A 21,231-nucleotide genomic window follows, 5' to 3' on the forward strand; every position below is an offset into this window, starting at 1 on the left:
GGCCCCCGCTGCAAGCAACGGGGGCCTTCGACGTATTGCCCGGTGAGAGCAATGGCGGAGGATACGAGATTCGAACTCGTGAGGGGTTGCCCCCAACACGCTTTCCAACTGTTCGTCCGAGGGTCCGGCAGCGTTCGCAGGCGTCCTGACCTGCGGCAGGGTGTGCTCACTGGGGTGGAGTGAACGGGCGTGGACGCGGCTGAATGCAACCCAAACTGCAACCCTCTGCGGGGGAGCGGGGGCGGCCCCGTAGTAACGAGGTCTGCGGCCCGCGTGGGGACGCCCTTGATGGGCCGGAGCTCCCCTCGCGCCTGTCACGACAGCGGGGGGCCGCCAGGGAACTTCGTTGGATCGAAGGCTTTGGTGCGATTAGCGCCCCGATCGATCTCAATGACGCGGGCCACTGAGAGAGCGGTCGAACTGGTTTGCGTGGAGGTGACGATTAGCTGGAAGCCTCGGTCGGCGAGTTCCACGAGCTCGTCGATGATCGTGCGCTCCGACGTGGGATGCAGGAATCCGCGAGGCTCGTCAATAAGCACGACCCTATTCGGCGCATCGTCTGACTCGGCCAGGGAGCGCAGGTGCGCCCGGTAGTTCTCCAGCCCGGAGGCGTAACGGTGCCTTGTCGGAACGGCATTGCCATTGATGTAGTGGCAACTGTGAGTCTCTCGGGCGCCGTTCCAGGTGATCTGGAGATGCTCGGCGAGGCCCTTGGTCACAGAGGCCGGTTTGCCCGTTGGAAGAACGGAGCTCTTTGAGTCCATCAATAGAGCTAGGGCGTTCAGCAGGAGGGTCTTCCCAGTGCCGTTGGCGCCAACGAGCACGGTGATTCCTTCGTAGAAGCAAATCCCTCGGCGTAACGCTGCAACGACCGGCAGGGTCCCAAGTTCCTGGAAGGAAGGTGACAGCTCGGCAGCCTGGACGATGGCGTTGTTTGTAAGGGGCGAGGTGGCCGGCGTGTAGCCCTGTCGTGTGAGCCCCTGCATTGCGATCCAACGGATGGATTCCGCAGGATCTTCGCATAGGGATCTGAGGGCGGCGCGTGCGATCCCGTCATCGGTCCAGCCCTCGGCAAGGAACTCCGCAGCAACCGCCCGGACCAGCACATCGCTGTCGCAGGACAGGGCGACCAGGCAGTCACGGACCATCGAATCATTTGCCCACCCCCGAACCAGCGCCTGCACCACTGTCTGCCTGACTTCCGGATCCTGGTGCTGGACAAGCTGGGCCAGAGCGTCTCGCGCGGCGTTGTCGCCCGCCCAGCCGTGTACCAGCCCCAACGCCGCCGTCTGCCGGACGCGGCGCTCCGGGTCACCGGCCAGTACCACGATGGCATCCCGGGCCTTTGGTGTGCCGACCCAGGCGGCTGCCAAGCCCCATGCCACGCGGTGGCGGATGGCCGACCGGTCATCATGGACGAGTCGCAGAAGGGTGTCGCGAGTGCTCGGGTGGTGGGCCCAGCTCGCCAGGACAGTTCGCAGGGCGGCGTCGCGGGCGTGAGGATCGCTCAGATGGGTGGCGGCCAGCAGGATTGCCAATTCGTCATCAGGTGCCAGAGGCACGTTGTCTGAGAGGGCATCCTGAAGATCACTGATCTTCTGGTCCTCGGTGTCGTTGTACTCCTGGACCCGGCTGAGGGCGGTCGCGATGTCTGCGAGGGCGGGCTCGGCGCGGAGGCCGTGAGAGAGGACGCGCTGGGTCGGCAAAGGCGGGAGGTCAGGCAGGGGCCGCAAGTGCCCGACCTCGGCGTGCGCGGCTAGCCGCCGTAGGTTGCCTTGCGCTTGGTCCCACAGCAGCTCCAGCACCCGTCGACGGTGGTCGACTCGGCCGTACTCTGCCTCTGCTGCCGCCTTGTACTCGACCGCCTCGGTGTGCTGCCGCTCGGCCAGCGTGCGCGGAACTGTCCGCACGGCGGTATGTGGTGCGTCGAACAGGTCAAGGTCGAGTTCGGTGATGATGTCTCGCAGTGCGTCAATAATCTGCAGCAGTGTGCCCATCAACGCGTGGGTGTCGGCCAGTTCTCGGCGAAGGCGGTCCCCAGCGCGATGCGCCCGTTCGAGGTCCAACTGCGCCTGCAGCGTAGCGATGGCCGCCGATTCGGTGTGTGTCTCCGGTTGTGGCTGCGGCAGTGCAACTGGGCGGGCCCGCAACCGCCGGGCCTTGGTCAGCAGCTCCGTCGCCTCCCGGTACAGCGTCTGGTGGCGCTGTGGAGGCAAGCCAGCGGCGGCGCTGGTGATCTCCAGGAAGACTCCGAGGAACTGGACGGATGGCAGCGTGGCACCGCCCTTAAGGAGGCGGTCGAGGTGCGACTTGGAGAAACTCATCTCGCCCACTGGTGCGGCTGGCCTGGCCGCCCCCGCAGCGACCCGAGCCCGCTCCAGGTTGGCCCGCTGCTGGAAGGCGCGGGTGATCTCACGCGTGCTAAGGCCCGCCTCCTGAGCGCGAGTCCGTAGAAAGTCGGCGAGCGCAAACGCTGCGTTGGTGCCGTCTCCCTCAGAAGCGCTCATTGCTGGCCTTCCTCGATCTCCTGTCCCGGGCCCGTCCCAGGCGCGTCCCTGGGACGGGCCCGGGACACCCGCCATTCTCCCAGGCCAGTCCCTACCTCAGCGGGTGAACGCCCCGAACGATCCCCGACTGCCCCAGCGCGGGTTGGGGGCATCGCCCGCCCTGAGCACGCTGGCTGCGCGGTCAACGACGGCCGTGACGCGTTTGAGTAACGGAGGCGTTCTGAGATGTTGACAGAGATCAACGAGGTAGTCCTATCGACCGACGCGGGATGCACCGGCCATCTGAGCGCCATCCCGGAGCTACTAGTGGCCGCAGTTCCGGAGTTCCTGGGCGGACTCGCGGCGGCGCTGGTGACCGCGCTGGTAGCCCGGGCCCTGCAATTGAGACGCGCCCGTCGAGTGGTCTCGGCTGCTGCTGAGGAAGAGTGCGGCTGACCTATCTCTGGTCGGCTCCGGGCATCTTGTGCGTTGGCTCTACCCTTCGTTGCTGCCCTGCAGGATTGCCGCCCTGGCTGCCCAAGCCAGGATGCTTTGCCCACGCAGGGATAGTCCGAGCCGGTTCCAGTGAAAGATCACGTGGTAGCTGAGCACCTGTCGCAGCCCGCGGTCGAGTGTTCCGTCCTGCACGCCGCAGGCGAGCGCGTGGCCGGTGCTGCGGAAGGCGTCGGCCCACTCGGCGATGGGCCCCAGTGTGCAGCCGGAGCGCAGCAGGGTGTCGCTGTCGGCGAGAAGCAGGGGCCGGATCTCCAGGGCTCGGGCGTCGAGCTGCTTCTGTGGAACGCCACTGACGGCCGAGCGGTGTTCCGTCGTGATGACGCGGTCCCAGACATCGCCCTGTTCGTACCACTCCAACCGTGCGGCGCGCATCATGATGGTGCACAGGAGGACGGACAACTCCCTGGGTCCGATGGCTAGATCGTCGCGCTGGAGCAACTGCTGGATCTCTTGGCTGTCGGTGACGAACAGGGCGTGCGCGGCCGCCATGCTGGTCATTCCGCCGAACGCTGGCGTCTCCGGTTCGTAGATGCCGGGCCACCAGCGCTGAAGGTGTCCTTCGGACACGAGGCGGTCGAAGCCGTCCGCGACGGCCAGCTTGGCACCGTTTACGGGCTGGATCCGGAGACGCAGCCTCCAGCAGGGATGCTTTCTGGTGTACCACCAGCCGTCGATCGTGTCGGCAGCTTCCGCCTCGCGCAAGATGGGCAGGACATGCGCGGCGAAGGTGCTGTCGGCATTCGACCAGTCCGTGAAGTGAAGGTACGTCTGCCACCAGTCGGTGGTGGCCGCGTGGCGGGCCAAGGCTTCTCGGCCGGCCTGGTCGTAGACCGCGACCGCCTCCGAGAGGACCACAGGGTCTATCCGGTACTGCTGCGCCGCGTCGGCGAGCGGCAGGCCGGCCAGGACGGCGAGCACTGCGTGCTGCGTCGGACTCGGCTCACTTGCCTGAGTCAGTTGATCAAGAGACATGCGTCCCATCCAGTGCTCGGTGCCTGTTGCGAGGCGGACGTGGTGAGGGCGAGCGCGGTGCCAGCGGCGCCATTGATCAGGCCGGGAGCCGCGAGAGAGCCGGGCCGGCCGGATGCGGCGAGGGCGGTACCAAGGCGTTCCGGGAGGGCGTGAAGGCGTGGGTCGAGAGCGTCTGCGGCTGCGCGGTGAGCGGTCTGGTAGATGCCCGCCCATCCATGGCAGAGACCGCTGTCGGTGACCAGGGCGAGTTGCGCGGGATCGGACAATGCCCGGTACAGGGCGTCCTCGTAGAACTTCTGGAGCGTGGGTGAGCGTAGGGCGATCCCCGCGAGCTGGCCTGCCCGCGCGATGCCCGTCGTGCCGTAGCACCAGCTCGGACGGGCGGGGGTGTTTTTGTGGGGCCGTCGGCGGTCGAGATCGCGCCGCGAGATGTACTCGGGCCACCACGGGCCGGAATCGCCGTGCTGGCACCAGGCGTCGAGGTGGGCGCAGATGGTGAGCATGGCGTCCTGGTGGCCATGGACGGTGGGTCCGCGGCGCATGGCTTGGGCCAGGAGGAGGAGGGGGCCCGCGATGCCGTGGGCCGCGCCGAAGTTGCCGTGTCCGCCCGGGAAGTGGGGCGACTCGCCGCGCGCCGGGTCATGGCGGACCCACCAGCCGGGCAGCCCGCGCCCGTCAGCGGCGAGCGGCCGGGTAAGGGCGACGAGGTACTGCAAGATCCTCTCCAGGGCTGGGCCCTCGGGCTCGGTGCGCAGGAGGTAGGCGCCGATCCCGGTGAGGCCGTAGAAGAGGTCGTACTCCGCGAAGGTCGGCAGGTCTCCCCTGCCGATGCGGGCGAGCGCGGCGTCCACGCGGCGGTGGGCGAGATCGGTGATGTGCTGGTGCAGGGTCGTGCGCGCCGAGGCGTACAGATGCCGGTAGGCCGGAGGAACGGCGGTGAGGACGAAGCCGACGGCCGGGACGCCGAGGAACAGGCCCGTCTGGTCGGCCGCGCTGATGGGTCCGGAGGCTGCACTCGTGATCCACCGGTGCGCGGAACGCCAGGAGCCGCCGTACCCGCTGGCGATCTCGATGTGCAGCAGGCTGATTCCGGCAGCGCCGTCGGCGAGCGACTGCACCGCCCAGGGCTCCTCCGGGGGCGGGGGAGGAGGCTCAGCCAGATCAGCTGTGTACTGCTCCAAGATTGTTGCGGCGGTGGTTGCCAGCGTGGTCATCGGTCCGCCATCCGGTGCTGGAGGGCGGCTGTTCGCACGAGTCGGATCGTCGTCTCCTCGGTGCGCGGATCGACGCCAAGAGCTCGGACGTGGTGCTGGTGCAGCAGCGAGCGGGCGACGTCGAGCGGATGACGTTCACTGACCAATGCGGTCCGGTAGAAGTCCACTGCGGCGGCGCGGGCTCGCCACGCTTCGGCGACCTGCCTGCCCCCGGGGAGGGACGCGAGCGCAGAGGCACCGTTCGGCCCGGTGAGTTCGAGCACCTGGCCGCGCAGGGCCCGGTCCAACCGGCCGGTGCCCTGGGGGAGGTTGCCCACCAGCCACTCTTCGGCCGCCGCAGCGTTCGGTGCCAGGGGAGTGACGAGGTGCAGGGCGCTGGCGGCGGCGAGGGCCTGTGGGGCGAAGGCATCGGTGCGCTCGGCGAGTTGGATCTGCGCAAGGGCGGCGGCGGAGTCCGCGGCGAACACCTGGTGCGCGGCGTTCATGGCCGGCCCGTGGCCGAAGCGTCCGGTCTGCGGCTGGTACGGGGCCAGGGCGAGTCCGGACGCGAGCCCCATCGTGTGCAGGCTGTCGGCCCACGCGCGGACGTGCCGTGCGCCGACTTCGTACGAGTCCGGCGGCAGGAGCAGGGTGAGGCCGAGGTGCTGGTCGGCGTCCGGCCGGGCCATCTCCCGGTGCCGGGTGAACCACCAAGTCGGCGGGTCTTCCCCGAACGCGGCGAGCAGGCGGGGCAGGTGGTGACTCAGGATCTCGTCGTAGCGGCGCGGGTGGGCGTGGAGCTGTGCGTGAAGAACGTTGCCGCCGCCCGGCAGGTGCCGCTCGGTGCCCGGCGACGTAGTGGAGCTCAGCCGGGGCACGTACGGGGTGTCCGGCTCGGAACGGCCCAGCGAGAGCCAGATCTCGTGTGCCCGTCCGATCCAGCCGTGGGCGTCTGCGTCCGGTACCTCGCGCAGCTCCACGCGCCGGGCGTTGTCGAGGTGGGCGCGCAGGACCCGGAGGTGGACCGGGTGGGACAGGTCGAGCGGGAGGCGCTGGTCGTACTCGATGACGGCGACCTGCCTCGGGACCCGCAGCCGGTTCCGCCAGGCAGTGAAGGCGTCCTCCCACTCCTGCCTCGGGGCTTTCCGGGCGGGCAGGTCATGCGCCATCAGTAGCCATCGGGCCTGCGTGAGGATGGCGCGGCGGTAGCGGACCCGGGGGAGGTACGGGAGCCGGGAACCGGTGCCGAAGTCGAACGGCTTGTAGGCGGCGTACCGTCCGTTGGCCACCTCTGCCAGGAACCGGGCCAGCGGCGGGGTCTGGGTTCCGCCTTCCAGGGCGTGCAGGACCCGCACGTCGATGGGCCGGCCGGTGGAGAGCTGCACGAGATGGAAACTGCGCGGGTCGGCGGTTACGGCGATGTCGGCGAGCCGGATCGTTGTCTCGTCGAGCTCCTGGTGGCCGGAGAGCTCGATGATGTGCGGCAGCAGTCGCGATGTGCGGGTGACGTTCTCGTTGCGGTGCCGACGCGGTGGGAACACGAGCTGCGCCGCGAGGCGGTCCGGTGCCCCGCGATAGCTGGTGGCGAGGGCGTCTTGGTGCTCGGGCGGCAGGACGTGGGCGAACCGGCCCGCCATGCTGCTGCCCGGGCGGGGCACCGCCGTGAGCATGAGGTCGAACGTGCCGCTGGACAGCGCCCGGGTGCTGGGGGCGTGGATCTCGAAGGCGGCCTCCACTCGGGGCACGAACAGCCGCTCGTCCGTTCCGGCGGCCTTCTCCAGGGCATGGACCATGTCGTCCGTCAGCCGCAGTTCGTCGCGGCCGTCGAGGAGGACTTGCTGCATCAGCGAGAGCAGCAGCTCGTCGCGGTCGGTGCGCACCTTCAGGGAGGCTCCGCGTTCGGAGCCGATGTATCCGGCGGGCAGCCCGAGGCCGCTGTCGGCAACCAGCTCCATCACCGGCACCAGGGCGCCGACGCCGTACCGGGCCCGGAACCGGCGGTGGTAGTCGCGCCAGTGCTGATAACCGTAGGGCTGCGGGGTGGTCCGGTAGAGGGCTGACACAGCTGCCTGCGCTTCCGCGATCACGGTCTGCGGGAGCTGGGTCTCGCAGTCGAGGGCGATGTCAATGAGCAACGGTGTCGGGGTGACCGCGGTGAGGGCGCGCATCCGTGTGGCGAGGGCGCTCACGCTGATGTCGGAGAGTGTCGGCTGGTGGGCGGATACCTCGTCGCGCAGCGCGTACAGCTCGTGGACCAGGTCCCGCACGTCAGGGATGCTGTCCGCGTCGTGCTGTTCCAGTTCGTGGCACAGGTGCTGGAGGGGGTCCACGGTGGTCATGGGTGCCCACAGGCTGGTGATGAGGAACTGCTGCTCGACCAGGCTGGTGAGAAGCGCGTCGATCTGCTCCGGTGTGGCCTGGGGGAAGCTGTCGCGCAGGTGGCCGTACAAGGCGCCGTAAGGGATGGGCGAGCGGGCGGCGTCCATGGCGGCGGCCACCGGCCGGGCATTGCGGACGGATATCTCGACCGGGGCCAGCAGGACGGCGTGCCCGTCGGAGGGCGGGCCCGGCGCCACGAGCCGATCGCCCCGCGTGCGGGCGGCGTTGTTGGCGACGAGCGGGAGTCGCGCCAGTAACGCGGGGATGCGCTGGAGTCGGAGGATCATGTCGGTGACCCATTCGGAGTCCGGCCGGATCAGCACGCGGTGCTTGTCGCGCCACCGCGCGCTTGCCCTGGGCCCGACCGTCACCGGAGCGGTGCCGGCGAACAGGCCCAGCGGGGTCGGCCGGTGTTGCCACCGCAAGAGGTAGGAGACCGTCGATACCGCGGTGCGGCGGATGTGACGAGGCTCGGACTGCCGGCCTTGAACGACTGCTTCGATGGCGTCGGACAGGACGGGGGTGGCCAGCTCCAGCGCGTCGCGGAAGCCATCGCATTCCCAGACGCGGTTCAGCCACCCGCGAGTGACGGCCACGTTGTCCAGGTCGAGGGTACGGGGGATGTCTGCCGGTCCGGTGCTGGTGGTGGCGCGCAGCATGGCGGCGCCCTGCCATCGGTAGTCGGCGACTGCTCGGGAAACCATGGGCCCTCCGTCTGGCGGGGCGGGTGAGGAGCCGGTGGGCCGAGCGGAGCGATTCGCTCGGCCCACCGGCAGGGAACGGCCTGGATCAGGCCGGGTCCTCCGTGAAGGAGCCGCAGGCGGAGGCGCCGGTCGCGCAGGTGGTGCCGCAGCCGTCGCCCGTGGAGCACATGAGCTTGCCGTACGCGTGCTCCGCGATGACGACCTTCACGTCCAGGGGCGCGAAGTCGTCGTCCAGGCCCGCCAGCGGGGCGGGAGGGGCCAGAGTGGCGCTCGTCATGTTCGTGCCTTTCTTCTTGGTGTCCGGATGGTGTGGAACAACCTGGCTTCCGGTGTTACGCCGAGGGCCAGGAGAGCGAGACCCGGCTGTGCACCTTGTCGATGACCCGGTCGGCCGGGATCTGGTCATCAGAGGTGTTGGCCGGATAGACCCGGATGACCGGGCTGGGGCCCCCGCGCCGGCTGGCCTCCCAGTCACGGAGCACGTCGGCGACCTGGTCGGCGAACTGCTTCGCGTTCGCTCCGAGAGCGTGCACGCCGTATTCGATGTGCTTGTTGTCATCGGTGCGGCGGGTGACGAGGTAGGCGAAGGTGTCGTCCTCGACGGCGGCGAGGGCGAACCGCTTGTTCACGGGGGTGACCAGGCCCGTGTCCAGGTCCTCGTCGACGGCCATCGTGCAGAAGCCGGGCAGGCTGATGGCCATGGCCATCTGGAGGGTGTCGATAAGTTCCGAGAGGCCGATGACGACGCCTGTCCACAGCTCGTGGCGCGGGAACGTGACCGCGTTGTCCAGTCGGTGTGGGTCGGCCGGTAGCCCGTCATCGAACTTCAGCCCGATCTCCGGTGTGCCGTTGACGAGAAGAAGTTCTTCCCGGTGGGCTGTCGAGCCCTGCATCGGGACGAAGCCGCAGATGAGCGCCGACACGCTCTCCAGGTACGGGCCGTGTTCGCCCGTGATCTGGGTAAAGGCGACCGACCGGGTCAGGCCACGCATCCGCAGCGGCACCACAAGCCGACCGCCCTGCTTGAGCTGCGCGGTCCATGCCGGAGCAATGTCCCAGGCTCCGGCGGTCACCATGACGACGTCGACCTCGCCGAGCTCCGGAATGGGCTCGGCGGCGTCGGCGGTAAGGACGCGTACCCGGTCGTAGCCGTGCTCGTTCAGGAGCCGGTGCGCCCGCTCGGTGACTACGGGGTCGATGTCCACGGTGACGACCTCGCCGTGCTCGCCCACGAGCTCGGCGAGGTAGGCGGCGTTCAGCCCGCCCGAACCGATCTCCAAAACGCGCATGCCGGGCTTCACCTGGGCCTGCTCCAGCATCATCGCCTGGATCTGCGGGGCGGAGACGGAGCTGAGCTGCACACCGTGCTCGTCCGTCTTGGTGATCACTGCCGCGTACGTGTCGTACGCCTTGTCCAGCGGGGTGTCGGGAATGAACGCGTGCCGAGGCACCTTGCGCATGACGGCTTCGATCTCCGAGGAGGAGATGTCGCCGCCTGCGCGCAACTCGTCCACCACCTTGTTCCGGAGACGGGTCGCTTCGTCGGGCTCGACGGTCGTGTTCGTCATGGACTTCCTTCAGTCGTGCGTATGGGGGATGCAGGCCGGCGGTCGCATGCCGGATGGGTCGGGTAATCCAGGGGAGAGCGCGCTCGGTTCTCGTCGGCTGACCGACAGGGCCGCGCTGGACGGCGAGCTGGGAGGTCCACGCCCGCGGAGGGCTGCCCGGCGGGCCGGTTCGTGTCGACCAGCCCGCTGGGTGGCTCGCGGGTGGCAAGGGGCGTGCGTCACTCGATCTCCTTGATGTAGCGAGCCTCGATCAACACTTCGATCAGGTCAGCGGTCACGAAGGCGAGACGGCGGGCGAGGCCGACGGCCTGCCGATAGCCAGCCGGAGTGGGCTCCTCCAGCAGAGGAACTCCTCGCTCGACAAGGCGGGTCATCTCGGCACTGGGCGGGAAGCTGTCGTCAGCCACCGTGATGTCGCTGAGCTGCTTCAGGTGTCTGCGGAGGCGGCCGAGCAGGGCGACAGCCGTTGCAACAGGTGGCGGCTGACTGCCGATCGCCGCGTCGAGGTCGTCGAAGACCTCCTCGATGTCGAGGGGTTCCCACGCCCGGAACCGCTCCAGCACGAGCCGTAAACCGTCCGCGTCGAGCGGTGGCGTCCACTCCTGGGCTGGAGGTTTCGGAGCCACTGCGGTGCTCACCGCTCTCTCCCCACCGGAGTCTCGACCACAGCCCAGGTGTCCTTGCCCCACGAGTGCATGTCGTAGCCCCACTGCGAACTCATCGCCGCGACCAGACTCAGACCCCGGCCGCTCTCAGCGTTCAGGTCGGCCGTTTTCAGATGGGGAGCGTCGTGCGAGCGGTCGGAGACTCCGATGCGGACGGCACCGTTGCTCGGTCGCTCGATGTGGATTCGCGACACCGGGGTCTCGGTGTGCTCGACGGCGTTGGCCAGCAGTTCAGTGACGATGATCTTTCCCCAGCCGGTCACGTCGTCGTCCATGCCCCAGACCGCCAGCACCTGGGAGATGAAAGCTCGGGCGAGGCTCACGGACTCACGTACGCAAGGCACCTCTGCGGCGTAACCCGGGGAGCCGATCGCATTCGGTTGAGCGACGGTCATGGTCACGAGGTCTTTCCCTCCGGCTGGGGTTCCCGGTGCGGACAAGCAAGGCAGGACCGGGCTTTCCTCCGTGCCGCCGCACCGAACCCGGCTTGGCGACCGATGACCAGTCAACGAGCGACGAGCCCAGCGCAACAGGAAGAGTCCCGGATCCGTACACGCCGCCAACCGGAAGACTTTACGTTTCCATTACCCGAGCTCTAGGTGTCAGCGTGACGGTGGAGCTACGTTCGGTGCATGGGAGGAAATCTCGTTCTTCAGGACCGACTTGATCAACTCGGTCTGACGCAGGAGGAGTTGGCGGCACGCCTGAACGCCGCGCTACAGGAGATCACCGGTCGGCCTGGCGACATCTCCTCCCGGACGGTGCGCAACCTGCTCAACGGATCAAGCCGACGCCCAATCGGACGCACTTGCGCTGCACTTGAGCGTGTGTTCGGCTGCCCCGTGGCGGACTTAGGGTTCAGCGCACCCAGCTCCATGCAACATCCCCCGGAGGGCCCCGTGCGGCGTCGCGACTTCATCGCTTCCACCACCGGGACGGCAGCCGCAGTCGTTCCCGTGGTCAAGCAACGTCGGTCCGTGGGCATGTCGGACGTGGCCCGAGCATCGGCCGGCATGAACCAGCTCGTGGAGGCCGACGACCGTCAAGGCGGGCACGCCTCCCTGGCGACCGCAGCCCTCGAAGCTCGCGCAAAGGTGCTGGAGCTTCAGCACCGGAACGCCAGTGAACGTGTACGCCGTGCTCTGTACGCGCTCGCGGCCGAGTTCACCACCGTCGCCGCCTGGTCGTGCATCGACCTACGTGACCTGGACACGGCCCGGACGTACCTGCACGAGTCGTCCACGTTCGCCGGCCTCTCCCAGGACCCGCCCACGGCCATGCGCGTGTGGGTCAACATGGCCATGCTCGCCTACCAGCGAAAGAACTGGCCGGAACAACTCGCCGCAGCTCAGGCGGCCAACGGCTCCCTAGCTGCCCGCAGAGACCCGTTCTTCGGCTCCATGGGCCGCGTCCGCCTCGCGCTCGCACACTCGTCGCTGGGAGACCTGCGGGCCGCTCGCCGGTCCCTGGGCGCAGCCCAGGAGAACTACCGAAAGGCGGCCGAGGACGAACGTCCTCGATGGACCGCGTTCTACGGACCGGCCGAACTCAACCACCTCGCGGCGATCATCCTCAACCACAACGGGGAGCCCGCCGAAGCCGAGGCGATGGCTCACCGGTCCCTGGCCAAGGTCCCGGCGGAGTTCCAGCGCAACCGCGCGCTGGCCACCTGCCAGCTCGCCCTGGCGCAACTCCGCCAGGGCGAGCCCGAGCAGGCTACGGCGACCGCGGGCACCGTCTTCACGATCATGGAGGGCGCTCCACTGCCGGGGCGCATGCGCACCCTGATCGGAGACTTCCACCGAGACCTGTTCCGGCTGGCGCCGTCGACGACGTACGCCCGCGACTGGGCAGACCGCATGCGAGATGAATGGAGCCGAACGTGACCAGGGTGATCGACCTGCGGCACTACGGACAGGGAAGCCTCCCCGAGGGCTTCAAGCAGATGCTGATCGACGTGCACGCCGACGCCTACGCCGACGCGATGGACAACGAGTTCAACCAGCGGTTCCCGTGGTTCGTCGATCACTGGTCAGGGATGGACGGCTTCACCTGCGTCGTCGCCTTCGACGGCGACGAGCCGACCGGCTTCGCGTACGGCGCCCCGCTCCAGCCGGGCCGTGAGTGGTGGCGTTCCACTGCGTTCGCGCCGAACAACGGCTACACCGCGACCTACGCCGTCTCCGAAGTCATGGTGCGCCCGCAGTGGCGGGGGCAGGGGATCTCGGAGCGGCTCCACGAAGCCCTGCTGAAGGAACGCGGTGAAGACCTTGCGGTGCTCCTGGTCGACGTGACGCACCCGAAGGTTCAGGTTCTGTACGAGACGTGGGGCTACGAGAAGGCGGGCGAGCAGCAGCCCTTCGCCGACTCCCCGGTTTACGCGGTCATGGTGAAGAGGTTGCACCCGTGAGCAGTTCCGCTCCAGAGTCGCCCAAGTACGACATCATTTTTTAACAGTTCGTGATCGCTGCGGGCAGGGGCGAGCATTTTCGGTGAGTTCGGATTGGCCGATGGAGAGGCGACCGCGTAGTGGCCGTATATGTAAGCCGGAATCGGACGGATGCGTCGCCAAAGCGAGCCGCGGAGCCGGACAGTGAGTTCTTCGAGAGGATTGCCGGGCCTTTTTGGGATCAGATAAGGGATGTGATCAATGAGTGGTGGTCGCATCTTCCGGCCCAGTCCCGCCGCGGCATGCGTAGTAGGCTGCTGGACCGTAACTCTGGCACGAACGTCTTCTCGGCGTTGTGGGAGCTCTACCTGCACGAAATGCTGATCGGCTCCGGCTGCAAGGTGGCGATCGAGCATAGTGTCGGAACTGCGGGTAAGAACCCCGACTTCCTTGTTAGTCGAGAGGGTGAACGATTCGTCGTCGAGGCGATCTGGTCGGCCCAGCGCCTGGCCGACATGGGTGAACAAATCCCACCCCCGTTGATCGACGCCATCGATAATGTGCCCAGTCCCAACTTCTTCCTGTCGTACTCCGTTCACGCGATGGGTGCGGCAGCGCCTTCGCAGAAGCGGTTGAAGAACGGCTTGGTGCAGTGGCTCAGCAGCCTGGACCCCGACCAAGTCATTGCAGACTGCGAGCGTAAAGTGCCACTGCCAAGGCATACCTGGCAGGAAGCCGACTGGAGCCTGTCATTCGAGGCGATACCCCGAAGTCCTGGAAAGCGAGACGACCCGGCAGCCAGGGCAATCGGGGTTTACCCCTCGATTAGCTGGCTCGATGTCGGGTCGGATCGGGTGCTCGACGCGGTCAAGAAGAAGGGGAGCAGGTATGGTGAATTGGGGATGCCATTCATCGTGGCGGTGGGCCACGCGGCTTTCTTTCCTGAGAACCGAGATGTCGAGACAGCGCTATACGGGGCCTCGGTCGAATATGTCCACACCGGTACTCCCGTCGTCGGTCGTCTATCCAACGGCTATTGGAACTCCACCTATGATCACGCCCACGGAAAAGTCAGCGGCGTTCTCACCGTCGACAACCCAGCACCGTGGACCTGGGCAAAGAACACCCCCGTTCTTTGGCACAGCTCGGATCCCGCCTCGCTTCCGGCCCCCGTCCTGCCCTCCTGGGCTACTGCACAGCTCGCCGACGCCCAGGTCGAAAGGCACATGCCAACCTGCCCCATCCAGGATGTCCTCGGCCTCCCCCAGCTTTGGCCAGTCGGTGATGCCTTTCCCTGACGGCTGCCGGGGCAGCACAGCAACCGGTCTCGCCAGCTTATTCGGCCGCCGCATCCTAGGTCGACGTGTAAGAAGGGCGCTGTGGCATCCGTCTCACGAGCGCCCTCTATTCAGCCTCTTCGAGTTGGTCACCGATCGGGTGATGATCGCGAAGCATCACGCACAGCCGTCCACCGGAGACATCGTCCGTGTTCTGCGCAAGTGAACCCTGCGATTTTCGAGTCATTTTGCTAGCGACGCTGCGAATTTCAAGAGAATCCTGCGAGCCTCTGCGGGGTTGCCGCGCCTACCTAAGCAGCTCGTTCCGGGCCGCTCGCACAGCACGGCCGACGCGCCGCCACCACGGACGTGGCGGAACTCCGAGTGGGTTGACCAAGCTTGCCTTTACGAGCCCCGCGTCCCTCTCGGTGTGTTCGTGGGAGGTAATGAGTACGAGCAACGAGTACGCCCGGAGCGCCAGAGCCGCCTTCTCACGGCTCACCGTGTCCATAAAACCGTGAGCAACAAGGTTGCGGACACCCATGCCGTCCCCAAGGAGAAATGTCCTCAGGAAACGCTCCCAATCAGGGTCAAAGCCATTATCTATCAGGTGTGGGAGTAGCGCTCCAAGGCCCGGAAATTGCCCCGCCCCATCGCCGACTTGTGTTTTATATACAGGCTCATTCAGCTCCAGCAGGAGCGCCCGAACCGATGCCTCGACTTTGGGGACAGTAAGATGCACGCAAGCATCAAATTCACCGACCCAATACAGAATCAATCCTTTTGCGAGAGTTCTAGCCGACACAGGATGAGTTCCAGATGTGGCAATAGACTCCTCAAGATCCCTGAAATCGGGAATCCCAAAGCGGCCCTTGATGATATCTAGGGCGTCAGCAAGGAGAATCCCGTGAAAATTTATCCCCCAGGTCTCTGCACGGACAAGCTCATTCTGGAACTTTGCCTCGTCTTTCGAAAGAACTCGCCTAGGGAGATCCCCCGGGCCAAACTCAATTGTCGTGACGATCCTAGTCAACACCGAATGCGTTAGCACGTTGCGTGCCACCGCCTCATTGCTGGCCAGGGTACCGCTGGGTGCCTCACTATCAAACCATGCGCCCAGAGCTTTGCGCCACGTTTTTGCTCTCTTGTATGGTCGCAGGTAGCCGCGAATATAAAAATTCGGAATGCTGGCCTCGGTTGCTAGGGTCTGCCACTTTACAGGAGGAGCAGACTGCAAGCGAGAGATTGCCAAGTTTTCCAGTTCTGGAATGCTGAGGCGGCGAGCCAGTGAAGCGGCTTCATTTAGATGCGCCCTAATAACTAGCGCATCGACGGCTCCATCAGCATCACTCAAATGAGCCTTTACCTCCACCTCGCTGGCGTGCCGAGCACGGGCATCGTCGCCTGTAGCGACAGCTCTACGCCGAACAAGCGCAGCTATTTGGCCTACGACAAGCGTTCCCGAGTAGGACAAAAGCGCCCTGTCGAGGAGATCGTCGACCTTGGGATCTAGCGGTTGTGCGTTTTTCTTACGTTGTGGCGAACTCAGGGCATCAAGCAGATTGGTGAAGATGTGTCCATCTTCACCGTCGCTCAATAGCCTCTCCGCCATATCCAGCATGACTGCCTTTACCTGTTGCATTCGCGACAAGAGATTTACTGAACGCGTAATCTCCCACGCGCGCAACAAGCCTGTTCCCTGCTCAGTAGAAGAAAGGCTGCCTCCGATTGTATCCAGATAAGCTCGAGCCGCACCGTCCGCAGCGTCACGACCATTTGTCATGCGAAGACTGAAGACGATATCCGAACAACGGGCCTTCGCTGCAGGATGCGTAACGGATGAATAGAGAGCTAGCCAAAGTGCTCGCGTATCACTGTCGGCATCGCGCAGTGCCACCGGAAAGATGGATGGTCCATCAAATGGGACCAGGGAGGCGCCTGGCTGGGAAGACATGAATGGATGGATCGCAAGATGGTACGTGAAGGTTGTGGTCAGAACCTGTAGTGCGGCGGGAGGAAGCGAAGTTTCAATATCCTGCGCGATTTGTCGAATGCGTAGACTTGCAGTCATCAAGTCGTCCGCCTCTTCACATGCCGCATCTACGAGTCGTGCCAGAGCAGGCACCAAGGAAGGATCATGCCGATAAGTAATGGCTTCCGTGTCTGGCGAGTCAACTCTGACTTGTGATTCATCAGAAGAACCCGGGCTACTCGCGGCGGAATCGATTTCACTCACGATGCTCTCCCTGCGCAATGTTGATTACCGTAGGCCGTAGATCCCTCGGCTTCGAAATACTCGGGAACGGCAACGCGAACGACGGCCGCCGAGCCGATCATTCGATGCAGATTCTACGCTGATTTTGTGCTCATCCTTGAGATTTTTACACGCCGCACGAACGATCTGACCGGACCTAAAACGCGGCGCGCCAGCCCGGTGATGTGGGCCCGCGTTGCTGGCCGTCTCTGTTGCACGAAGCGAGGTAGCCCGTCCGGCTGTCGCCGATGCGGTCGCACTCGGCGAGTGTGCCGTCGAGCGTGACGAAGCCCGGTTCGTGCTCGCGCAGCGGCTTAGTAGACCCAGTGCAGGTTCGGCGAGCAGGTCGATGACGTCATTGGTGTAGGCGTGGGAGGTGGACTCGCTGCTTCCGAACCCGGCGGCGGTTTTCGCGAGAGAGGTGTGTTCGCGCAGGTAGATCTGTGCACCATCGCGCGCTGGGACGGATGGGGCTTGCAGCGCCGGTCGACCTCACGGGTGATGATCAGCAGAGTGCCCCATGCCATGAGTGCGTGCGGCAGGTCGATTCCGGCAGGATGGATGACCAACGAGGCCCCCGAGCAACACGATTGAGACGTCAGACATCTCGATCAACTGCCCAGGGGCCTCGTCCGTTGCGCCTCACGATCACCACGCGACCGGTAGCCAACTCGAAGAAGCTCCCTGTTCCGGTCACGCGTGAAGGTTGAGAAGACACTGTTCTACTGGGGAAAGTCCACGTCAGTGACTTGGACCAAGGCGTTTTATGTTTGTCGGCTGCGGTTGGACGGCCGAAACGGCAGGTACTCCCGTCCTTTTCGTCAGAAGGTCGGTCCGAGCACTACGGGTGGCCGCGCTCCGAGCTCGCTGGCTGACTCGCTCGGCGGTGGCCGTCCGCAAGCGCCAGACCAGGACTTCGGCCGGTCGGTCCGCGGTGTCGAGCTCCCGTTGCTCTGACAGGACGGCCAAGGCCCGGCGCGGCGGGTTGCCGGCGGACTCCGCTTGGGCGAGGGCAGTGGACAGCGCGGGCCAAGCCGGGTCGGCGAGGATGCGATGCGCGTGGTCGGGGATTGTGGCTCGGACGGCTGCGGCGAGCCGATCCTGTGCCTGGGGACTCGGGGCACGCGCGGCGAGATGGGCCAGGGCCGGTCGGGCGGCGTGCTGTTGGGCGGCTCGAAGGTGGACGAGGGACTGCTGGGCCGCTGCCGCCTGCTGCGCGTGACCACGCTGGGCGTGCCACTCGACGAGGGCGATGAGCAGGAATACGGCAGAGGCGAGCGCGGCGGCGACGCAGTCGCCGTCCCTGCCGGTGGACGAGGTCAGCAGCGTCCTTCCGGCTTGACGCAGAGCGTCGGCGGCTCGATGGTCGGCTCGGATGGCGGAGCGGTTGGCGCGGTTGAAGGCGATGGCTGCCGCTTGAATTTCTGCCCGGAGCTGGCGCGGCGCAGAGACTGCGGTGTTGTGCAACAGCTCGGCGAATGCCGCAGCCTGAGCCTGCACTTTGGCGTCGGCCTCATCGACTGCCGTTCCGCCGGTGACGAGCATGTAGGCGGCGCGCAGCTCCCCATCGGCTTGCCGCCAGGAGGCGCCTGCGTCCGTGCGGCTTGTGTGCAACGCCGTGGCCTGCCCTGCAGCCTTGCCATCGGCCAGGCCGAAGCGCTCACGGAGCCGGTTTAGGGACAGGTCCGGAGCGAGTGCCGAGCCGCTGTAGAAGATGGACTCGCCCCTGGCATCGGTGTCGTCAGCGGTGGCGAGGCTGTAGCCGGTGACCTCTCCGGTGACGGGACCGAGACGGGGGCGGACCTTGATCCCGAGAGACGTCAGTACGGCGAAGAACTCGTCCTCGTCGCGGGCTGCCGCCGCGGCGGCGTAGGCGTGCTCGCGAAGCCAGACCCGGGCTGTGTTCTTGCGGCCCTGTCGTTCGGCCTTGGCGACTTCCGGCCCGGACGGCGTCTTCGGCGCGGTCGCGTCTCCTGGCTTCAACCGACGCAGACCGAGTTCGGTCTCGATCCTGCGGCATTCGGCCTGGGCCCGTCGGCCGTCTCCCTTGTTGCGGGGGCGACGGCCGTCTTCGCGGACGCTGGTCGCCATGATGTGAATGTGGTCCTCGGCGTGCCGCACGGCGATCCACCTGCACGCGGCGTCATCGCCGTGTTCGGCGATGCCCGTGGAGTGGACGATGCGGCGGGCGACCTCCGCCCACTCTCCGTCAGTGAGGTAACGGTCGCCAGGTGCGGTACGGACGGGGCAGTGCCACACGTGCTGCGGCACCTTCTTTCCCAGCCGCTGTTCGCGCAGCTTTACGGGTTGGTCGAGGTAGTTAGCCAGCTCGCTGAGGGCTCCGTGGTGCTGGTCGATGGGAACACGGCCGGGGTCGTTGATGCCGGGCATCGCAAACGCGGCGACGATATGCGGGTCGGTGTGCTCGTTACGGCGGCCGGGGCCGAAGAGGTAGGACAGGAGGCCACGGCTGCGGTCACCCGTGGAGACGTCAGGCACCACGGCGACCACCCCCAGCGAGGGCTTGGTCCAGCAGCAGGCGAGCGCGTTGGGCGACCTGGTGCAACTCGCTGAGGGTGTCTTCGGCTCGATCGGGCAGCTCGCCTTGGTGGACGGTGCGGACGAGCTGATTGAGGTTGTTTCCCACGCGTCCGAATTCCCTGACCAGCTTGCCGAACAGAACCATCAGGTCCTGGGTGGCCTGCGGAGACGGGAGCGGAGCGACGCCTTCAGGACGGCGGTCGGACAGGTAGGCATGGGCGAAGGTGAGGGCGCAGTCCATGAGGTACGCCGAACGGGAACGCCTCGCCTTACGGGCGGCGAGGTCAATGAACGCACGCTCCGCCGGTTCGGCCGAGCAGGTCAGTTGCAGAGTGCGCTTGGTCCCGGAGCGGGGCCGGTAGAGCACCTCACTCAGGTGCCGGCGGCGCTCGGCGCCGGGCGCGATGTCGGCATGAACAGGGGCAGGGACATCGTTGGCGGCGACACCATGCTTCATGAACACGTCGGCGTTCACGGTCGGCGCTTGACGTACGACAGGGGCGGCGGTTGGCTCGCTCGGCTCGGCGGGCGGCTGCTTGTCCTGGTGGAGGCCGCGCTCGGCCTCCTTGCCATCCTCGGTCCCGGCCCCTCGGGCCGGGGCCGGATCCGCCCCCGCTGGGGCGGATCCGAGCGCGAAGTCCGCATCGCCCTCAGGCGATGTGGACTTCGCCCCAGCTCGCTCCGCTGTCCGTTGGAGGGTGTCTCCGTCAAAGCCTTGGTCGGACGTGGGCGGGTGCGCTGAGTGGCGACTACGGGGCGGCGAGGATTGGGAGGACGTGGCCTTGCGGGAGAACGGATTGCGACGCACGGGAGTCTGGAGGCTCCTCTCTGAGTGTGGTCTGGGGTGGATGGGGCGAGTGTCCGGGGACTCGACGGCTTGGCCCGGCCGGGGACCTCGTGTAGTGGACCGGGAAGCAGGCGCTGTCCGGAATCGGTTCGGTCCCGGGCAGCGCCCTGCGATGCCGGTCAGCTGTCCGGGTGCGGACGGGCGTCGGCACTGTCCCGTACCAGCGCCATCGCTTCTGCAAGCCGACCGGTGCCGGCGCCGAGTCCGGCTTCGGTGATTGCCTTACGGGCGCTGTCACGGGTCAGTCCGGAACTCCCTGGATGAGCGGCCCTGATGACGCGTGCCAGCTCGGCGATGGAAGCCATCGCGGGACGTCCGCCAAGGCTCGTCGCCGGAGGGCGACCGGAATCCCTCAGGGAGCTCTGGCCTGTGGCTTCTCGTCCCCGTCCGAGTTCGACGTCGGCTTCGTCGCGATCGGCATCCTCGTCGTATCCGGTTTCGGACGAGCTTTCGTCGGCCGCGGACAAGGGGGCGGTCTCCGTGGCCATGCGAGTGGACTCCTGCTGCCTGGGCTGAACTGCCGTGAGAAGGTCCGCGCGGGCGGTGTACGGAACCCCGGCCGGTCGCTCTGGTGCCGGTTGCGTACCGTCCTGATACTCAAGGACGTTTGCGTCCACCGACGTTCGGGCGGTGGAGGTACCGCCGTAGCGGGTGATCAGGATGTGCAGGTGGGTCGCTCCGGCAAGGGCGAGCGGTGCGATGGCAGACAGCACCGTGACGGTGCCGTCGCCCAGGCGGAGGGTGACTGCGCCGGGCCTGTTCAGGGCGAGGGCGTGCAGACCGTTCGCCCAGATGCTGGCGGCGGTCGCCGTGCTGAACAGTGTCCACGCATACAGCCGTGCGGGCATCGGCGCTTCGCGCAGGACCAGCAGGGCGCGGACGCCGTAAGCGATGAAGCCGTCGATCACTACAGGGAAGAGGTAGGCCAGTTGGTCGCGGATGTGCACGGCCGTGGCCATCTGTCGCAGCGCGTCGTAGGAGAGAGCGCATCCGGCGATGCCGAGCAGGATGATGGCGAGCCGGTCCCACCACGTGGCGCGGTGACGGCTGGCCGGTGCGGTGGGTATGGCGGAGTCGGGCATGGGCGTGGGGTTCCCCTCGGGGCATGGTGTGAAAGGTGGTGCGTGGTGATCCGTCTTGGCCGTCTTGCCGTTGAAGCAGCAGGTCAGAGGCAGTACGGCGGCCGGTGGCATGACGTCTCAGCGCCGTGCGCGACGTGTCCCTCCGAGTGGTCACGGTCGGCAGGCGGACACGTCGGTGTGCGGGCGCGCAGGTAGTGCCGTGTTGTCACTTCGAGTCCCAGGACGGATGGTCATCCGTCTTGGGACGCTGTGCCGTCTTGGCGAAACCGCCTCTGACCTGCGTTTACGTGGCTGGGACGGCAAGGACGCCACGAGACGGATATGGGCGGGTCCGCCCGCAGAATTCGCGACGGCAGGC

The 21,231-nt window shown here is 66.6% G+C and carries 16 protein-coding genes and 1 pseudogene; 4 read left to right on the forward strand and 13 right to left on the reverse strand.

The window, feature by feature from the left end:
- Positions 1 to 314: 314 nt before the first annotated feature.
- The gene (locus tag ACFVJX_RS16310; protein ID WP_384127863.1) at positions 315 to 2,324 is read right to left on the reverse strand and encodes a HEAT repeat domain-containing protein; all 2,010 of its coding nucleotides are present in this window, start codon (positions 2,322 to 2,324) and stop codon (positions 315 to 317) included.
- Between the two features lie 408 nt (positions 2,325 to 2,732).
- On the opposite strand from ACFVJX_RS16310, the gene ACFVJX_RS16315 reads away from it, so the two are divergent.
- Positions 2,733 to 2,942 carry a hypothetical protein gene (locus ACFVJX_RS16315; protein WP_384127865.1) on the forward strand — a complete coding sequence of 70 codons (210 nt, stop codon included), beginning with the start codon at positions 2,733 to 2,735 and terminating at the stop codon, positions 2,940 to 2,942.
- Between the two features lie 39 nt (positions 2,943 to 2,981).
- Here ACFVJX_RS16315 and ACFVJX_RS16320 read toward each other — a convergent pair whose 3' ends face one another.
- The 7 genes from ACFVJX_RS16320 to ACFVJX_RS16350 form a co-directional block, all read right to left on the reverse strand.
- Positions 2,982 to 3,974: a thiopeptide-type bacteriocin biosynthesis protein gene (locus ACFVJX_RS16320; protein ID WP_384127867.1), complete on the reverse strand. Its 993-nt coding sequence runs from the start codon at positions 3,972 to 3,974 to the stop codon at positions 2,982 to 2,984.
- Positions 3,956 to 5,188 carry a lanthionine synthetase C family protein gene (locus ACFVJX_RS16325; RefSeq protein WP_384127869.1) on the reverse strand — a complete coding sequence of 411 codons (1,233 nt, stop codon included), beginning with the start codon at positions 5,186 to 5,188 and terminating at the stop codon, positions 3,956 to 3,958. The genes ACFVJX_RS16320 and ACFVJX_RS16325 overlap by 19 nt, the downstream gene beginning before the upstream one ends.
- Positions 5,185 to 8,250 (reverse strand): lantibiotic dehydratase, encoded by a 3,066-nt coding sequence (locus ACFVJX_RS16330; RefSeq protein WP_384127871.1) that lies wholly within the window; start codon positions 8,248 to 8,250, stop codon positions 5,185 to 5,187. Before ACFVJX_RS16330 ends, ACFVJX_RS16325 begins: the two co-directional genes overlap by 4 nt.
- 85 nt (positions 8,251 to 8,335) lie before the next feature.
- Positions 8,336 to 8,527 carry an FxLD family lanthipeptide gene (locus ACFVJX_RS16335; protein ID WP_012380187.1) on the reverse strand — a complete coding sequence of 64 codons (192 nt, stop codon included), beginning with the start codon at positions 8,525 to 8,527 and terminating at the stop codon, positions 8,336 to 8,338.
- Positions 8,528 to 8,582: 55 nt separating this feature from the next.
- The gene (fxlM, locus tag ACFVJX_RS16340) at positions 8,583 to 9,818 is read right to left on the reverse strand and encodes a methyltransferase, FxLD system (RefSeq protein WP_384127873.1); all 1,236 of its coding nucleotides are present in this window, start codon (positions 9,816 to 9,818) and stop codon (positions 8,583 to 8,585) included.
- 218 nt (positions 9,819 to 10,036) lie between these two features.
- Positions 10,037 to 10,456 (reverse strand): DUF6415 family natural product biosynthesis protein, encoded by a 420-nt coding sequence (locus ACFVJX_RS16345; protein WP_237327006.1) that lies wholly within the window; start codon positions 10,454 to 10,456, stop codon positions 10,037 to 10,039.
- Positions 10,453 to 10,878: an ATP-binding protein gene (locus ACFVJX_RS16350; protein WP_097948784.1), complete on the reverse strand. Its 426-nt coding sequence runs from the start codon at positions 10,876 to 10,878 to the stop codon at positions 10,453 to 10,455. The genes ACFVJX_RS16345 and ACFVJX_RS16350 overlap by 4 nt, the downstream gene beginning before the upstream one ends.
- A 618-nt stretch (positions 10,879 to 11,496) precedes the next feature.
- Here ACFVJX_RS16350 and ACFVJX_RS16355 point away from each other — a divergent pair.
- The 3 genes from ACFVJX_RS16355 to ACFVJX_RS16365 all read left to right on the forward strand — a co-directional run bounded on the left by ACFVJX_RS16355 (position 11,497) and on the right by ACFVJX_RS16365 (position 14,170).
- Positions 11,497 to 12,369, forward strand: a complete 873-nt coding sequence (locus ACFVJX_RS16355) for an XRE family transcriptional regulator (protein ID WP_384127875.1) — start codon at positions 11,497 to 11,499, stop codon at positions 12,367 to 12,369.
- Positions 12,366 to 12,893 (forward strand): GNAT family N-acetyltransferase, encoded by a 528-nt coding sequence (locus ACFVJX_RS16360; protein WP_384127877.1) that lies wholly within the window; start codon positions 12,366 to 12,368, stop codon positions 12,891 to 12,893. Before ACFVJX_RS16355 ends, ACFVJX_RS16360 begins: the two co-directional genes overlap by 4 nt.
- Before the next feature lie 233 nt (positions 12,894 to 13,126).
- Positions 13,127 to 14,170, forward strand: a complete 1,044-nt coding sequence (locus ACFVJX_RS16365) for a hypothetical protein (RefSeq protein WP_384127878.1) — start codon at positions 13,127 to 13,129, stop codon at positions 14,168 to 14,170.
- Between the two features lie 286 nt (positions 14,171 to 14,456).
- On the opposite strand, the gene ACFVJX_RS16370 is transcribed toward ACFVJX_RS16365, so the two are convergent.
- The 5 genes and pseudogenes from ACFVJX_RS16370 to ACFVJX_RS16390 form a co-directional block, all read right to left on the reverse strand.
- A complete protein-coding gene (locus ACFVJX_RS16370) occupies positions 14,457 to 16,385 on the reverse strand; it encodes a hypothetical protein (RefSeq protein WP_384127880.1) in 1,929 nt (642 codons plus the stop codon).
- Between the two features lie 187 nt (positions 16,386 to 16,572).
- Positions 16,573 to 16,972, reverse strand: a pseudogene (locus ACFVJX_RS16375) (IS5/IS1182 family transposase); the annotation flags it as partial.
- 172 nt (positions 16,973 to 17,144) lie between these two features.
- On the reverse strand, positions 17,145 to 18,905 hold the full coding sequence (locus tag ACFVJX_RS16380) for a relaxase/mobilization nuclease domain-containing protein (RefSeq protein WP_384127881.1): 1,761 nt from the start codon (positions 18,903 to 18,905) through the stop codon (positions 17,145 to 17,147).
- Positions 18,895 to 19,419, reverse strand: coding sequence for a plasmid mobilization protein (locus tag ACFVJX_RS16385; RefSeq protein WP_384127883.1), 525 nt, complete (start codon positions 19,417 to 19,419; stop codon positions 18,895 to 18,897). The genes ACFVJX_RS16380 and ACFVJX_RS16385 overlap by 11 nt, the downstream gene beginning before the upstream one ends.
- A 491-nt stretch (positions 19,420 to 19,910) precedes the next feature.
- Positions 19,911 to 20,873, reverse strand: a complete 963-nt coding sequence (locus tag ACFVJX_RS16390; RefSeq protein WP_384127885.1) for a DUF2637 domain-containing protein — start codon at positions 20,871 to 20,873, stop codon at positions 19,911 to 19,913.
- Positions 20,874 to 21,231: the final 358 nt, after the last annotated feature.

The organism is Streptomyces sp. NPDC127177, assembly GCF_042672475.1.
Taxonomy (GTDB): domain Bacteria; phylum Actinomycetota; class Actinomycetes; order Streptomycetales; family Streptomycetaceae; genus Streptomyces.

Coding starts and splice junctions, on each gene's coding strand:
- ACFVJX_RS16390 (WP_384127885.1), bottom strand. CDS start 20,873: ATGCCCGACTCCGCCATACCCACCGCACCGGCCAGCCGTCACCGCGCC.
- fxlM (WP_384127873.1), bottom strand. CDS start 9,818: ATGACGAACACGACCGTCGAGCCCGACGAAGCGACCCGTCTCCGGAAC.
- ACFVJX_RS16310 (WP_384127863.1), bottom strand. CDS start 2,324: ATGAGTTTCTCCAAGTCGCACCTCGACCGCCTCCTTAAGGGCGGTGCC.
- ACFVJX_RS16355 (WP_384127875.1), top strand. CDS start 11,497: ATGAACCAGCTCGTGGAGGCCGACGACCGTCAAGGCGGGCACGCCTCC.
- ACFVJX_RS16330 (WP_384127871.1), bottom strand. CDS start 8,250: ATGGTTTCCCGAGCAGTCGCCGACTACCGATGGCAGGGCGCCGCCATG.
- ACFVJX_RS16325 (WP_384127869.1), bottom strand. CDS start 5,188: ATGACCACGCTGGCAACCACCGCCGCAACAATCTTGGAGCAGTACACA.
- ACFVJX_RS16320 (WP_384127867.1), bottom strand. CDS start 3,974: ATGTCTCTTGATCAACTGACTCAGGCAAGTGAGCCGAGTCCGACGCAG.
- ACFVJX_RS16350 (WP_097948784.1), bottom strand. CDS start 10,878: ATGACCGTCGCTCAACCGAATGCGATCGGCTCCCCGGGTTACGCCGCA.
- ACFVJX_RS16315 (WP_384127865.1), top strand. CDS start 2,733: ATGTTGACAGAGATCAACGAGGTAGTCCTATCGACCGACGCGGGATGC.
- ACFVJX_RS16335 (WP_012380187.1), bottom strand. CDS start 8,527: ATGACGAGCGCCACTCTGGCCCCTCCCGCCCCGCTGGCGGGCCTGGAC.